The sequence below is a fragment of the Hymenobacter latericoloratus genome, assembly GCF_014199535.1.
In the GTDB taxonomy this organism is placed as follows: domain Bacteria; phylum Bacteroidota; class Bacteroidia; order Cytophagales; family Hymenobacteraceae; genus Hymenobacter; species Hymenobacter latericoloratus.
The window spans coordinates 227,294-239,923 of record NZ_JACHNV010000001.1; the positions used below are offsets into that span (position 1 = coordinate 227,294).

The 12,630-nt window shown below is 62.0% G+C and carries 10 protein-coding genes; 5 read left to right on the forward strand and 5 right to left on the reverse strand.

The genetic code is table 11. The annotated features are described in order from the left end of the window. Window positions 1-135 precede the first annotated feature (135 nt). The 3 genes from GGU46_RS01000 to GGU46_RS01010 form a co-directional block, all read right to left on the reverse strand. On the reverse strand, window positions 136-1,692 hold the full coding sequence (locus GGU46_RS01000) for a hydroxymethylglutaryl-CoA reductase (RefSeq protein WP_215906236.1): 1,557 nt from the start codon (window positions 1,690-1,692) through the stop codon (window positions 136-138). 221 nt (window positions 1,693-1,913) lie between these two features. After that, the gene (locus tag GGU46_RS01005) at window positions 1,914-2,612 is read right to left on the reverse strand and encodes an energy transducer TonB (protein ID WP_183401739.1); all 699 of its coding nucleotides are present in this window, start codon (window positions 2,610-2,612) and stop codon (window positions 1,914-1,916) included. Between the two features lie 73 nt (window positions 2,613-2,685). After that, on the reverse strand, window positions 2,686-3,462 hold the full coding sequence (locus GGU46_RS01010; RefSeq protein WP_183401740.1) for a WG repeat-containing protein: 777 nt from the start codon (window positions 3,460-3,462) through the stop codon (window positions 2,686-2,688). A gap of 228 nt (window positions 3,463-3,690) precedes the next feature. On the opposite strand from GGU46_RS01010, the gene GGU46_RS01015 reads away from it, so the two are divergent. Then, the gene (locus GGU46_RS01015) at window positions 3,691-4,506 is read left to right on the forward strand and encodes a phytanoyl-CoA dioxygenase family protein (protein WP_183401741.1); all 816 of its coding nucleotides are present in this window, start codon (window positions 3,691-3,693) and stop codon (window positions 4,504-4,506) included. Between the two features lie 198 nt (window positions 4,507-4,704). Further along, window positions 4,705-5,487, forward strand: coding sequence for an SDR family NAD(P)-dependent oxidoreductase (locus tag GGU46_RS01020; RefSeq protein ID WP_183401742.1), 783 nt, complete (start codon window positions 4,705-4,707; stop codon window positions 5,485-5,487). Window positions 5,488-5,550: 63 nt separating this feature from the next. Here GGU46_RS01020 and GGU46_RS01025 read toward each other — a convergent pair whose 3' ends face one another. Further along, window positions 5,551-6,189, reverse strand: a complete 639-nt coding sequence (locus tag GGU46_RS01025; RefSeq protein ID WP_183401743.1) for a phosphatase PAP2-related protein — start codon at window positions 6,187-6,189, stop codon at window positions 5,551-5,553. A 201-nt stretch (window positions 6,190-6,390) separates the two neighbouring features. Here GGU46_RS01025 and GGU46_RS01030 point away from each other — a divergent pair, with 201 nt between their 5' ends. Further along, window positions 6,391-7,704: an amidohydrolase gene (locus tag GGU46_RS01030; RefSeq protein ID WP_183401744.1), complete on the forward strand. Its 1,314-nt coding sequence runs from the start codon at window positions 6,391-6,393 to the stop codon at window positions 7,702-7,704. A gap of 237 nt (window positions 7,705-7,941) precedes the next feature. Then, window positions 7,942-8,814, forward strand: coding sequence for an ATP-grasp domain-containing protein (locus tag GGU46_RS01035; protein ID WP_183401745.1), 873 nt, complete (start codon window positions 7,942-7,944; stop codon window positions 8,812-8,814). A gap of 214 nt (window positions 8,815-9,028) precedes the next feature. Here GGU46_RS01035 and GGU46_RS01040 read toward each other — a convergent pair whose 3' ends face one another. After that, the gene (locus GGU46_RS01040; RefSeq protein WP_246398705.1) at window positions 9,029-9,814 is read right to left on the reverse strand and encodes an SDR family oxidoreductase; all 786 of its coding nucleotides are present in this window, start codon (window positions 9,812-9,814) and stop codon (window positions 9,029-9,031) included. Between the two features lie 297 nt (window positions 9,815-10,111). Between GGU46_RS01040 and GGU46_RS01045 the strand changes: the two genes are divergently transcribed. Beyond that, a complete protein-coding gene (locus GGU46_RS01045) occupies window positions 10,112-12,601 on the forward strand; it encodes a M4 family metallopeptidase (RefSeq protein ID WP_183401746.1) in 2,490 nt (829 codons plus the stop codon). The last annotated feature ends 29 nt before the right edge of the window (window positions 12,602-12,630 follow it).

The window sequence follows — 12,630 nt, forward strand, 5'->3', positions numbered from 1 at the left end:
CGTGTGATACACCTAATAAACCGACAAGCCCTTGACGCTCGCACAGTCGTCAAGGGCTTGTCACGTTTCAAGGGGTAGGGCGTTGGTCAGGACGGATGGCTTCGTCGTGCCTCCTCGCCATGACAACTCACCATCTCACCGATTCCGGCCGTATTGCTCGTGACTGCTGACCCAGTCGGAGGAGCTGATGGCGGCGCCCAGGCTTAGCTCGCCGGCCAGCACCACGCCGGCCACAATTTCGGCCAGCTTGTTCACGGTGCCGCGGCCGGTGCAGCCCAGCAGGCGCAGGTACTCGTTCTGGGTGGCCAGGCCGGTGCCGCCGCCGTGGGTCGCCACGATGAGCGAGGGAATGGTGATGCTGATGTACAGGTCGCCCTCGGGCGTGATTTCAGAGTACAGCACCCCCGCCGACGACTCCGATACGTTGGCCACATCCTGGCCGGTAGCAATGAACAGGGCCGTAATGCCATTGGCCGAGTGGGCCCCGTTGTTGTTGGCCCCCGAGAGGAAAGCGCCCACGTTGCTCACCTGCCCGTGGTAGGCCAGCTGCTCGGGCTTCACGCGCATGCGCTGCTGCAGAATGTCGCGCTTGATGACGGCCTCCGCTACCACGCGCTTGCCCCGGGTGCGCATTACGTTTACCTGGGAGGCTTTTTTGTCGGTGGCGAAGTTGGATTCGAGGTAGAAGTGCCGGATGGGGGCGCCCGGGTAGTGTTCCAGAATCCAGGAGCAGGCGGCGAAGGTAGCCCGGCCCACCATGTTCTGGCCCGCCGCGTCGCCGGTGCTGTAGTTGAAGCGCAGGTAGGCAAACTTGCCCGCCAGGTAGGTATCGATGTACTGGAGCTTGGCGATGCGCGAGGTACTTTCCGCCTCCGGCCGAATCTGGTCTATTGCTTCTTCAACCCAGCGGCCAAAGTCGCGGGCCCCGCGGGCATCATCAAACACAAACACCGGGGCCCGCTGCATGGCGTCGCCGATGACGGTGCACTTGACGCCTCCGCACAGGTTCAGGAGTTGAATGCCCCGGTTGTAGCTAGCCACCAGCGTGCCTTCGGTGGTAGCCAGCGGAATCAGAAACTGGCCCTGGGCATGCTCGCCGTTTACGTGCAGGGGGCCGGCCAGCCCCACCGGAATCTGGGCTACCCCCGTAAAATGCTCGCAGTTGCCTTGCAGCGTGTGGGCATCAAAGGAATAGTGCTTCAGGTGCTCGAACTGCTCGCCCGTAAACTCCTCGGCAAACTGCTGCCGGGCCCGGATGGCGGCCTCGGAGTAGTCGTCGGTTTCGGAGCGCGGAATGCGGGTGCGGCTTTCGGGGCGGGCGGCAATGGCGTCTTCCACTTCCACCGTCAGCTCCCCGAACGGCTCCGCCGCGAAGCGCACCCGAATGGTGTGCAGGCCTTCCGGCAGGGGCTTGGCGGCCAGGTGAAAGGTAGCCGACTGGCCCACCGGCAGGGTAAAGCCCGCTCGCTCGGCGTTGAATACGGAGGCCGGGCGGACGTCGCCGTTGCCCAGGTCCAGGGCAATCTGCTCGGTGCCGATGCGCACGTCGTCCAGCTCCACGTACTCTATTCGTGTGATGCGCACGGTATCCAGGCGGTTCTTGATGCTGAAGGCTACCCCTTCGGGCGTATTGCGCAGGCTGCCGCGGGTGTAGAGCAGCTTGAGCATCATGGCGCTGGGCGTGAAAATCATGGGCGGAAGGGTTAGTGAGCGGAAGGGGGGTAGGGTGTGTACGGACCGACAAAGAAAACAGTACGCTTCCGGACCCCAGCAGACTTATTTCAGGGAGAAAAAATCGGCGAAAAGTATTCGTGTGCCCCCTACCGCGTTGGGTACAGCCGGCGCTACCTGGGCAGTGGCGGGTAGGCTGACGTGGTTCAAAGCCGCAAGAGAAGCTACAAGTATCAGTCTGTTCATCTTAGTTTGCGCTTGTGCGACGGAGCTTGAGTTTCTGTTCCCTCGAACGTAATTGGAACTGTATAGCCTACCGCTACCGGGCGGTTGTTTTGCCTGCCCGGCGTGAATTTGCCGTCGAGAAGCTGCACTACGCGCACCGCCTCTGCATCCAGGGCCGGGTGTAAGCTCTTCACTACTGTAACGTCACGAATGGCACCGACATCTGTAATCTGAAAGCGAATGAATATGCGCCCGTTTAATGTCTTTGGGGCAGTGTCAGGCCAGTGTATATTCTCGCCGATGAACCGCAGCAGTGCTTCCTGACCGCCCTTAAAAACCGGCATCTGCTCCGCTACCATTCCAAATGGCTGCTGCACATATGGTTTAGAGCGGGCCGTATCATACACCACCTGCGCCACCGCCTCCCGCCCCGATAGCCCTACCCCGCACACCAGCACCAAGGCCACCAAAAACCGCCGGAGCTTGGGGCGCAGCGGAGGGGTAGGGGTCAGCTGCCCGGCCCGGAACCGCCCGCAGACGCGGCCATCCGGAGAAGCCCGGAAAGCGGCATCCACATCGGCCTGGGAAGAGGTGGTGAAGTCGATAACCGTGCGGTTGCACTGGGCGCAGTGGTGGCCCTGGGCCACAGGCGTCATCTGCTGCCAATCCTCGTGGCAGGCGTTCAGGCGGACGTTGAGGATGGGGAGCGGCAGCATAGGTATAGGAATAACGGGTAAGGCGCCTGCCGGAATATACGCCACTCGCCCGGCAACTCACCGGTTCACCATCTCACCGTTCCTCCCAGAACTCCTGGCCGTTGGCGTTGAGGTAACCGGGCTGGCCGTCGGGGGCCAGTACGCGGGCCACGTCGCCGAAGAAGGGCTCGGCCTGAGGGTAGCGGATTTCCGTGAGCGTGTTGCCGTCCTCGTCGAGGTAGCCGAAGCGCTGGCCCAGCTGCACCACCGGAAACTGCAGGTTGCCCGTGAGCCGGATGGCATCGTAGCGCAGGGGCTGCACCAGCTTGCCGCTGCTGTTTACTACCCCCCACTTGGCGCCCAACCGCACGAACAACAGTCCATTGTAGTTCTCCCGGATTTCGTCGTAGATGGGCGGCACTACGCCGGAGCCTACCGTGAAGCGGAAGCCTACCTTCCCTTCCTTGCGCACCAGGTCGCCGTGCTCCAGGGGCTCCTCTTCCGGCTCGGCCGCGGGCGCGTCGGGCAGGCGCTGGCCGGTGGGGCTAATGTCGAAGGTTTCGCCCTGAAGCTCTACGGTGGCGCGGCCCAGCCGGAACGTACTGGCCCGCGTGAACTGCACGGGCGTAACGGGGTTGCCCCCACTGTCAATATAGCCGTAAAGCTGTCCCTGGCGCACCCAGGCAATTTCCTCCACAAACGGGCCGGCCTCGTCGTAGCGCAGGGGTAGCACTAAGCGGCGGGCCTGGTCGGCGTAGCCCCACTTGCCGCCCTGGCGGAAAGGCACAAGGCGCGAGGCTGCCGTTTGGGCCCATAGGGGCGCACTGGCAGCCAGCACCAGCAAAAGCAGCAGCAACAGAGGGCGTTTCATGCGGGTCGGGGTCGGGAGGGCACCGGCTATTGCAGCTAAGGTACGCACCCGGTGCAAACCAAATACGCGCTGGGCGGTTGGTTCACTCGTTCTTCACCCCAAGAATTCCATTTTCACCGTTCTGCTTCACAGGATTTTTGGTACGGAACGCGCTTTTTCTGTGGTGAAAACGGCAGCATCGTATCTTTGCGTCCCCTCACTAGGCTGTTCGCTTGACCGCCTTTGCTTATGTCATCACAACAAACCTATCCGCGTTTTACCTTAGGAGAAAGCCTGACTGCCGAACAGTTGACCTTCTTTCAGGAACACGGATTCCTGCACTTCCGCGCCTTCATCTCCCCCGAAACCGTGCAAAGCCTGCTGCAGGCCTCCCAGGAGGTGCAGCGGCAGTGGCTGGCCGATGACGTGAAGAAGGTGAACGGCGTCCCGATCAAGTACGGCAAAGACGTGGATGGCTCGCCCATTGTGCAGCGCTTTGCCTTTGCCTCGCACCACAGCCCCGTCCTGCACGAGTTTCTGCAGGACCCGCGCTTTACGGCTCTGTTTCCGCTGCTGGAAGCGCCCGGCGGCCGCGTGGGCGAAAACGAGAAGGATGGCCTGGTCATCAACCACTACGTGAACGTAGCAGGCTCGGAGTTCTCGCAGATGGGCTGGCACACCGACTCGCTGCGCGACGTATTCTACGGCAAAAAAATTGGGCCCATGCTGAACGTGGGCGTCCACCTGGATGGTACGCCCGCCACCAACGGCGGGCTGCGCCTGATTCCGGGCACCCACCGCCAGGGCCTGCGCGACATTCTCTTCCGTAAGAAATACTACAAAGACGTGGGCCCCGACCCCAGCGAAGTAGCCGTGGAAACCGAGTCCGGCGACCTGACCGTGCACGACGGCCGCATGTGGCACCGCGTGGCGCAGTCGCCGCTGGTGGGCGAGGCCTCGCGCCGCCGGGTAATGTACGTACCCATCATTGCCGGTAAGTATGAGCCCAAGCACGAAAACAGCCCCACGCCTTTCTATCTACGGTTTCTCCACTTGGTGAAATAGGGTGAAGAGGTGATGAAGTGATGAGGTAATGAGGTGAGGTGTGACAGGTGACAAGTAAAGGGTAAGGGGTAAAAGATACGGTAGCTCCTCACCTATATCGGTTTACCTTCTCACCATTCGCTTCATCACCATTTACCCTTTACCTCATCACTTTTCACTTCATCACCTCACCCCCCTTCACCCCATCACCTCAAAATCTTGAAAACTGCCCTGATTACCGGCGCTTCCCGTGGTATTGGCCGGGCCATGGCCCTGGACCTGGCCCGCCGCGGCTACGACGTACTGCTGGTGGCTCGCTCCGCCAGTCAGCTGGAACAGGTGGCTACGGAAATTCGGGCGCTGGGGCGGCAGGCGCAGCACCTCGCCCTGGATTTGGCCGGGCCGGGCGCGGCCCGGCAGGTGGCAGCCTGGGTGGCGGCGCAAACCACGGAGCTGGCCGTGCTGGTGAATAATGCCGGTTACGGTCTGTGGGGGCGCTTTGAGGAATTGCCGCTGACGGAGCAGCAGAACATGCTGCAGCTGAACATGCACCTGCCCGTGGAGCTGACCCACGCCCTGCTGCCTACCCTGCGCTGCCAGCCCAAAGCCTACATCCTGAACGTGGCCAGCACGGCCGCCTACCAGGCCGTGCCCACGCTCACGCTTTACGCCGCCAGCAAGGCCTTCCTCATCAGCTTCTCGCGGGGCCTGCGCTACGAGCTGCGCGGCACCAGCGTATCCGTCACCTGCCTCAGCCCCGGCGCCACCACCACCGACTTTGCCGACCGCGCCGGCATGAACTCCGAGCTGCAGGCCGTGGCCAACAAAGTATCCATGACGCCCGCCCAGGTGGCGGAGTTTGGCATTGCCGCTATGCTCTCCGGTGAGGCCGAAGCAATACCGGGGGCGTTAAACAAAGTATCGGCGGCGCTTACCGCCCTGGTGCCCAAGGGAATTACCGAGCGCATTGCGGCCGGCATCTACGAGAAGCACCTGAAGTAAATTCGCTTCGGAGTTTTAGTTGAGTGAGGGGTAGGAAGCGGAGGCTTTTACTTCCTACCCCTTTTAATTGTTCGGAGGGGTAGGGATGAACCGCCCGGCCAGCCAGAAACTCAGCCCCGCGAACAGGGGTGCCGCCAGCACATCGTAGCTGTAGTGGGCGCGCTGCATCATCACCAGCAGGCCAATAGCCAGGGTGGCAGCCAGCAGCACGCGGCGCCGCCAACCTGCGGGCACAGCCAAAGCCAGCAGCAGCAGCGTGGCGGTGTGGCCCGAGAAAAACAGGTCTTTGGTAATAGGCGCGGGAGCCGCATAGAACAGCTGCTCCACCAGCGGGTCGCGGAGAATAATGAGGCCGATGGGCGGCTCCAGGGGCAGAAGGGCTAATGTGGTGCAGCGCAGCAGGTGCAGCAGCAGATAAGCCGTCAGGGCCCGCAGCAGGGGGTAGGGCCGGGGTAGCAGCGTGACTACCCCCAGCCCGATGCCCAGGTAGATAACCGCAAAGGTCAGCCCCGATACGTCGCGGGCCGGCAGCAGCGCCAGCAGCGGGTCAGGAAGGAGGCGGCCGTGGCGGGCCTGCACCCAGGCAAAAAAGCGCGGCAGCACGGCGGCTAACGTCAGGAGCAGGGCCAGCACTACCCCCAGCCGCGCCCGGAAAGCCGGTTGCCGCCAGGCCTCGCGCCAGGTAATGACAGGTGTGGACATTCAGTAAAAGGAAATGTAGCGCGAAGCTCCCGCTTCGTGTAGCGCAGCACGTCGTTGGTGGCAGCGGCGCGCCTCGTTCGTTGCGCCCGCAAAGATAGGTGCCCGGCGCGGCGCGTTTTTCGGTGCTGGGCTTTCGGTTGACGGGAGTTTGCGCGTACCTTTTCCGCTCATTGCCCCGCATCCTCCTGACTTGCCTGTTTAATGAAGATTTTCAACGCCGCCCTCCTCGCCTCCTGCCTGCTAGCTGCCGCGCCCGCGCTGGCTCAGAACACTGCCCTCCACGACCGAATTGCCAAGCTTGCTGCCCAGCAGGAAAGCAAGGTTATTGCCTGGCGGCGCGACATTCATGAGCACCCCGAGCTGGGTAACCAGGAAACCCGCACCGCCGCCCTCATTGCCGAGCAGCTGAAAAAGATGGGGATTGAGGTGCAAACGGGGGTAGCACGCACCGGCGTGGTAGGCCTGCTGAAGGGCGGCAAGCCCGGCCCCGTGGTGGCCCTGCGCGCCGACATGGACGCCCTGCCCGTCACGGAAAGCAACAGCCTGCCCTTCGCCTCCAAAGCCCGCACCACCTACAACGGGCAGGAAGTAGGCGTGATGCATGCCTGCGGCCACGACACCCACGTAGCCATGCTGCTGGGCGCCGCCGAAGTGCTCAGCCAGATGAAGAAAGACCTGAGCGGCACCGTGAAATTCGTGTTTCAGCCGGCCGAAGAAGGCTCCTCGCCGGGTGTAGTGGGCGGGGCCCGGCTTATGGTGCAGGAAGGCGTGCTCACCAACCCCAAGGTCGATGCCATTTTCGGGGTGCACATTCAGGCCCAGACCGAGGTCGGCAAGCTCTCCTACCGGCCCGGCGGCGAAATGGCCTCGTCGGATGTGTTTACCATTAAAGTGAAGGGCAAATCGGCCCACGGCGCCTACCCCTGGCTGGCCGTTGACCCCGTGGTTACCTCCGCCCAGATTATCATGGGCCTGCAAACCATCGTCAGCCGCCAGCTCCAGCTCACCGAAGACGCGGCCGTGCTGACCGTGGGCATGGTGCACGGCGGGGTGCGCAACAACATCATTCCGGAGCAGGTGGAGCTGACGGGTACCATCCGCAGCCTCAGCAAGGAAATGCAGCAGCAGATTTGGGCCGCCGTGCGCCGCACCGCCACCAACATTGCCGAAAGCGCCGGAGCTACGGCCGAGGTCGAAATCGTGAACTACGCCCCCGTTACTTACAACGACCCGCGCCTCACCCAGCAGATGGTGCCCAGCCTGAATAGCGCCGCCGGGGCCGCCAACGTGAGCGTGCAAAAAGCCGTGACCGGGGCCGAGGACTTTGCCTACTACCAGGAAAAAATACCCGGCCTGTTCGTGTTCGTGGGTGGCATGCCCAAAGGGAAAAACCCCGCCGAAACAGCTCCCCACCACACCGCCGGCTTTTTCGTGGATGAAAGCGGCCTGACCCTGGGCGTGAAAACCCTGGCCACTCTGGCCCTCGATTACCTGGCCGCGGGCGGCAAGAAGTAAACGGTTATTCTACCTACCATCTCATTCCGAGGCAGGAGGAATCTGGGTCAAGTTGTTGGCCGGTAAATCCAGATTCTTCCTGCGTCGGAATGACACTGGGCGTGGGCAGCGGAAAAGCGGTTTTGCCCTCTCCGGCTACTGAGCGCAACCTGCACGGCCCTTTGCCGTCTAGTAGCCCATTTGGGCTGCCTACTGGCGCCCGCCTCCGCGAAATCCGAAAAATCTGCTTAATCCGTGATGAATATTGCCCTGGTTACCTGTGAAAGCCTCGCTCAGTACGCCGCTCCCAATGTGGAGGACGAGGATAGCCTGCTCACCCGCTATCTGCGCGAGCAGGGCCACACCGTGGAGCCCCGCGTCTGGACCAACCCGGCCGTGGACTGGCTGCGCTACGATGTGGTGGTGGTGAAGTCGCCCTGGGATTATTTCGACCGGGTGGGGGAGTTCTATGAGTGGCTTGACCGCCTGGAAAGCCTGGGGGTGAAGCTGCTGAACCCGGCCGCTACCGTGCGCTGGAACGCCGACAAAAAGTATCTGCTCGATATGGAGCAGGCCGGTGTGCGCATTGTGCCTACTCACTGGCTGAGCCGCGGCCAGGCCGTCGAAACCGAGGCGTTGTTTGAAGCCCTCGGCCACGATACGCTGGTGGTAAAGCCGGCCGTGAGCGGCGGGGCCAAAAACACCTTTGTGCTCACCCGGCAGGAGTCCTCTATCCGGCAGCCCCAGCTGCAGGAGCTGCTGCGCGACGAAGACTTTCTGGTGCAGCCCTTCCAGCCCCAGATTCAGGAGGAAGGCGAATGGTCGCTTATCTACTTCGGCGGCGAGTTCAGCCACTGCGTGCTCAAAACGCCCAAGTCCGGCGATTTTCGGGTGCAGCACTACCTCGGCGGTGGCATTGAGTCCCGCGAGGCACCCGCCCACCTGCGCCGGGCCGCCGACGCCATTGTGCGGGAGTTTGCCGCCGGCTGCCTCTACGCCCGCGTGGATGGCTTGGACCAGAACGGCGAGTTTCTGCTGATGGAGCTGGAGCTCATCGAACCCTTCCTGTACCTGGCTTCCTCCGAGGGTTCCCTGCCGCGCTACGAGCAGGCGCTGCAGCAACTTGTCTAAATCGCGGATTGACGCGGGTTAGCTGGATTGCACGGATTTTGGTGACGCATCCTGCTACCCCTAACTGGCTTGTAAGCCTGCAAAAAGAGCCTACCGTACTGGTAGGCTCTTTTTGTTTGGCTGCTAATCATTTAAGTCGCTACTGATCCGAGCCGTTGCCGCTAAGCCGCCACCAAAATCCGCGCAATCCATTCAATCCGCGTCAATCCGCGATTCAGAAGCTATTCACCGAGAAGCCCCCATCTACGCTCAGGGTCTGGCCGGTGATGTAGCTGGCAGCGGGCAGGCACAGGAACGCTACGGCGGCGGCTACCTCCTCCGGCTCCCCAACGCGGCGCATGGGCGTGCGGCTCAGTACCTCGCTGAGGTAGGCTTCGTTGCTGAGCACGCCGGCGGCCAGTGGGGTTTGGATGTACCACGGAGCCACGCAGTTCACCCGAATGCCCAGGCCGGCCCACTCCACGGCCAGATTGCGGGTGAGCTGCACCAGGGCCGCTTTCGTCATGCCGTACACGGCTCCCGTGCGCACGTGCGCCAGTCCGGCCACCGACGAAATATTGACGATGCTCCCCCCGCCGGCGGCCACCAGCCGGGGCTGCAGGCCGCGGCTCAGCTCCCAGGCCGAGTCGAGGTTGGTGGCCAGAATGTGCCGGTACTCCTGCTCGGAGTACTCCAGAGTAGGCTTCCGGATGTTGGTGCCTACGTTATTAACCAAAATATGCAGCCGGGGCCACCGCTCCGCCACCTGGGCCAGTAATTGCGCCCGGCCAGCCGCCGTACTCATATCCGCCGGCAAGGCGTGGGCGGGCAGGCTCTGCTGCTGCCACTGGGCCACTTGCTGCTCCAGCTCGGGAGCGGTACGGGCTACGGCTATTACGGTGGCTCCCAGGGCCAGCAGCTCAGCGGCCACCGCCGCCCCTATGCCCTTAGAAGCACCCGTAACCAGGGCCGTCTGGCCGGTTAGGCTCCAGCGCGTGGCCGGCATTCGTGAAGTATGCATACAGCAGGTCTTGGAATGATTAAAATCTTATGCCCGATTCTGGTTTGGTGAAACTCTGTTGCGCTGACAGCAAGCGCAAAGTCAGACTGAGCTTGGCAGTGGAAGGGTTGTAGAAGCTGAACAGGATTATTGTGTAATTGATAGGATTTTGTGGAGTTGAACATAACTATTTGCAAAAGAATGGCATGGTTATTAAAAAATAGTTAATTTGCTAAGCAGCCTTTTGCTGATTTTCAAAGCAAAAGGATGTGTTGCTCTCGTTCAATCTCCTGTTTTTCCACAACCAACTTACACCGTATGATCAACAAATACGCTGCGGCAACTTTCCTGCTGCTGGGTGGGCTTTCGTCCACCGCTCTGGCTCAGGACTATTCCCGGGTGCAGAGCCGGGCACTAAACGACAACGGCACGCCCTACCTGGTGCAGTTTCGGGCGGGTATGGCCTACAAGCTAAGTGAGGCCGGCAAGGTGCTCCGCGAGCAGCTGCAACTATCCGCCGACGACCAGCTGCTGCCTGCCAAAACCAGCACCGATGACCTGAGCTTCGTGCACGAGAAGTACCAGCAGTACTACAAAGGCATTAAGGTGGAGCACGCTTCCTATACGGTGCACGCCCGCCAGGGCAGCGTCACCAGCATCAGTGGCCAGTTTGAGCGGCTGCGAGCCCTCAACATCACTCCCTCGCTTGATGCCAGTGCTGCCTTGCAGCGGGCCCTGGCCTTTGTGGGGGCCAAAAAGTACATGTGGGAAGACGCCCGCGAAGAAGCCGGCCTGAAGGCCACGGAGAACAACCCGGCCGCTACCTACAAGCCCCAGGGCGAGTTGGTGATTGTGCGCAACCTGCGCTCCAGCAACCCCCTGAAAGCGGGTAAGCCTACCCTGGCCTGGAAGTTCAATGTGTACGCACAACAGCCCCTGAGCCGCGCCTACATCTACGTTGATGCCGCCTCCGGGGAAGTGGTACTGCAGGATGCCATCATTAAGCACGCGGCCGCTACCGCTACCTTTGCTACGGCCTACAGCGGCACCCGCACCCTGGCCAACGAGTCGACGACCACGGGCCAGTACCGCCTGCGCGAGTACACCCGCGGCCTGGGCATTGAAACCTATAATGCCAGGAAGGGCAGCAGCTACACCGCCGCCGTTGATTTCACCGACGCCGATAATAGCTGGACTGAGTACAATAACGCCAATTTCGACAATGTAGCCGGCGACGCCCACTTCGGGGCCCAGGCCACCTACGACTACTGGAAGCTGGTGCACAACCGTAACTCCTTCGATAACGCGGGAGCCAAAATCAAAAGCTACGTGCACTTCGACGATACGCCCGGCGACGGCGTAGGCTTCGAAAACGCGTACTGGAACGGCTCGGTCATGACTTACGGCGACGGCGCCACCCGCTTCCGCCCCCTGACGGCCCTCGACGTGTGCGCCCACGAAGTAGGCCACGCCGTGTGCGAGAAAACGGCTAACCTGACGTATCAGAACGAATCGGGGGCGCTCAATGAAGGCTTCTCCGACATCTGGGGCGCCGCTATTGAGCAGTACACCACCGCCAAACTGGGCCTGACCAAATCAACCTGGCTCATTGGCGAGGACATTGACAAAGTGCGCCCTGCCCTGCGCTCCATGAGCGACCCGAACTCCCAGGGCCAGCCCGATACCTACAAAGGCACCTACTGGAAGGCTACTACCACCAACCCCACCTCCGCCAACGACTACGGCGGGGTGCACACCAACTCGGGCGTGCTCAACCACTGGTTCTATATTCTGACGGTGGGCAAGAGCGGCACCAACGACATCGGCAGCGCGTACTCGGTAACTGGTATCGGCATGGAGGCCGCCGCCAAAATTGCCTACCGCGCCGAAAGCGTGTACCTGACTTCCTCGGCTACCTACGCCACGGCCCGCACCGCTACCATTCAGTCGGCTACTGACCTGTACGGCGCCGGCTCGGCTCAGGTAACAGCGGTTACCAATGCCTGGTACGCCGTGGGGGTAGGCGCTGCCTCCGGTGGGGGCGGCACCACGCCTCCGCCCACTACCGTAACCTACTGCGCTTCTAAAGGCAGCAGCGTAGCCTACGAGTGGATTGACTACGTGAAGCTGGGCACCATTGCCCGCACCTCGGCCGCCGATGGCGGCTACTACAACGGCACGGCCACTTCTACCTCGCTGGCCACCGGCTCGTCGCAAAGCATCAGCTTCTCGGCCGGCTTTGCTTCCACGGCGTACACCGAGTACTGGAAAGTGTACATCGACTACAACCAGAACGGCGTATTCACCGATGCCGGCGAGCTGGTAGTGTCGGGCTCCTCAGCCAGCGCGGGTACGCTGACGGGCACGTTCACGGTGCCGGCCACCGCTAAATCGGGCGCTACCCGCCTGCGCGTTATCATGAGCGACGCCTCGGCCACTACCAGCTGCAACAGCTACAGCTACGGCGAAACCGAGGACTACACCGTCAACATCACGGGCGGCACGCTGGCCTCCACGGAGGTGGCTTCGCTCACGGGCGGCAGCACTACCCCCGCCGCCACGCTCAGCACGGCTATTGAGCGGGCCGTAACCCTGTTCCCAAACCCCGCCGCCGATGAGCTGAACGTGGTACTGGCCAGCAAGGCGCCGGTAATTTCGGCAGTGGTAACGGACCTGCGTGGGGCCCGCGTAGCCGCGGCCCGCTTCGAAAACGGCAAGCTCAACGTGAGCGGCCTGGCCAAAGGCACCTACCTGCTTTCTATCAGCGACGGGCAGAAAACCTTCCACGAGCGTTTCGTGAAAGAGTAGGGCGTGCGTGTCTTAGCATCCTCCTGAAA

Bases quoted from the DNA above. Each gene is read 5' to 3' on its own strand.
- GGU46_RS01025 (WP_183401743.1), bottom strand. From the start codon at position 6,189: ATGTCCACACCTGTCATTACCTGGCGCGAGGCCTGGCGGCAACCGGCT.
- GGU46_RS01040 (WP_246398705.1), bottom strand. From the start codon at position 9,814: ATGCATACTTCACGAATGCCGGCCACGCGCTGGAGCCTAACCGGCCAG.
- GGU46_RS01010 (WP_183401740.1), bottom strand. From the start codon at position 3,462: ATGAAACGCCCTCTGTTGCTGCTGCTTTTGCTGGTGCTGGCTGCCAGT.
- GGU46_RS01030 (WP_183401744.1), top strand. From the start codon at position 6,391: ATGAAGATTTTCAACGCCGCCCTCCTCGCCTCCTGCCTGCTAGCTGCC.
- GGU46_RS01005 (WP_183401739.1), bottom strand. From the start codon at position 2,612: ATGCTGCCGCTCCCCATCCTCAACGTCCGCCTGAACGCCTGCCACGAG.
- GGU46_RS01035 (WP_183401745.1), top strand. From the start codon at position 7,942: ATGAATATTGCCCTGGTTACCTGTGAAAGCCTCGCTCAGTACGCCGCT.
- GGU46_RS01000 (WP_215906236.1), bottom strand. From the start codon at position 1,692: ATGATTTTCACGCCCAGCGCCATGATGCTCAAGCTGCTCTACACCCGC.
- GGU46_RS01015 (WP_183401741.1), top strand. From the start codon at position 3,691: ATGTCATCACAACAAACCTATCCGCGTTTTACCTTAGGAGAAAGCCTG.
- GGU46_RS01045 (WP_183401746.1), top strand. From the start codon at position 10,112: ATGATCAACAAATACGCTGCGGCAACTTTCCTGCTGCTGGGTGGGCTT.